General features: G+C 64.9%; 2 protein-coding genes. Both read right to left on the bottom strand.

The window, feature by feature from the left end; all coding sequences use genetic code 11:
• Positions 1 to 485 (bottom strand): IS110 family transposase (locus tag ACL03I_RS39405; RefSeq protein ID WP_412808659.1); only part of this gene is annotated, 485 nt, incomplete at its 3' end.
• 231 nt (positions 486 to 716) lie between these two features.
• Positions 717 to 969: transposase (locus ACL03I_RS39400; RefSeq protein WP_412808658.1), on the bottom strand; the 253-nt coding region annotated here is incomplete at its 5' end.

The following is a 969-nucleotide window of genomic DNA, read 5'->3' as shown; positions in this document are numbered from 1 at the left end:
TTGGGGCCTGGCCAGTAGTTGTCCAGCAGAGATGCGAGCTGGTTGATCGCGGCGGTGCGGGCCTGAACCCGGTCGTCTCGGAGCCGGATGAGTGCCTGCAGTTCGCGCAGGCCGACATCGACCGGGTCGAGCCGACGCAGCCGGTGTCCGTCGGTGCGCAGGTAGTCGGCGAGTTTGTAGCTGTCGCCGGGATCGGATTTGGCACCCGAGGCTCCCCATCGTGGCCGCGCGGCATGAAACGCGGTCGGATGCACCGGAACGACCGGATATCCGGCAGCCAGCAAGCGGTCGACGATCAGCCCACTGGTCCGCTCGATGATCACCGGCAGATCGGCGGGATCACCGTGACGCGCCAAACGAGCCAATGTCGTCGTCCACGCTTGCTCGGTGTGACTGAACGCCCAACGATCCAGGACGCAACCGCGGTCATCGATGACGGTCACGTCATGGGTCTTACTCGCCCAATCCCAGCCGACGAACGGCATGCACAGCCTCCAGAGAGTTTCGCTGGTCAGACCCTCGTCAGTCGAGGCTCCGGAGCCGGTTCCTCATTGTTCGGCCCTCGATGGGGCATGTCCCTGACGCCGGTCATCGGAGCCTCGGCGCACCAGGAGTGGCAGTACTCAAACTGGCCATCCAATGCGGCGCGGCAACGTGGCCATCTCCTGGTGCTGACCGAGGACCACGATCCGATCATCGGACCGCACCATCAATACTCACCCAATGAGACAGCGTCGGATCTCCTCGGTGGTTCGGCCTTCGGCGCGTCTGCGTTCGACGTATCCGCGCGTGGCGGGGTCGTGGATCATGCGGGTGATCGTGGCCATGTGAAGGGCACGGTTCAACCGCCTGTCCCCACCGCGGTTGAGGCGATGACGGACGGTGTTGCCCGACGAGGCGGGGATCGGGTTGACCCCAGCCAGACAGGCGAACGCCGCTTCGGAACGAATCCTGCCGTGGTGTGACCAA

The sequence above is a fragment of the Nocardia sichangensis genome (assembly GCF_047200615.1).
GTDB lineage: Bacteria > Actinomycetota > Actinomycetes > Mycobacteriales > Mycobacteriaceae > Nocardia > Nocardia sichangensis.
The sequence above is the reverse complement of the archived record's forward strand: the minus strand, read 5'-3'. Positions and strand labels throughout refer to the sequence as shown.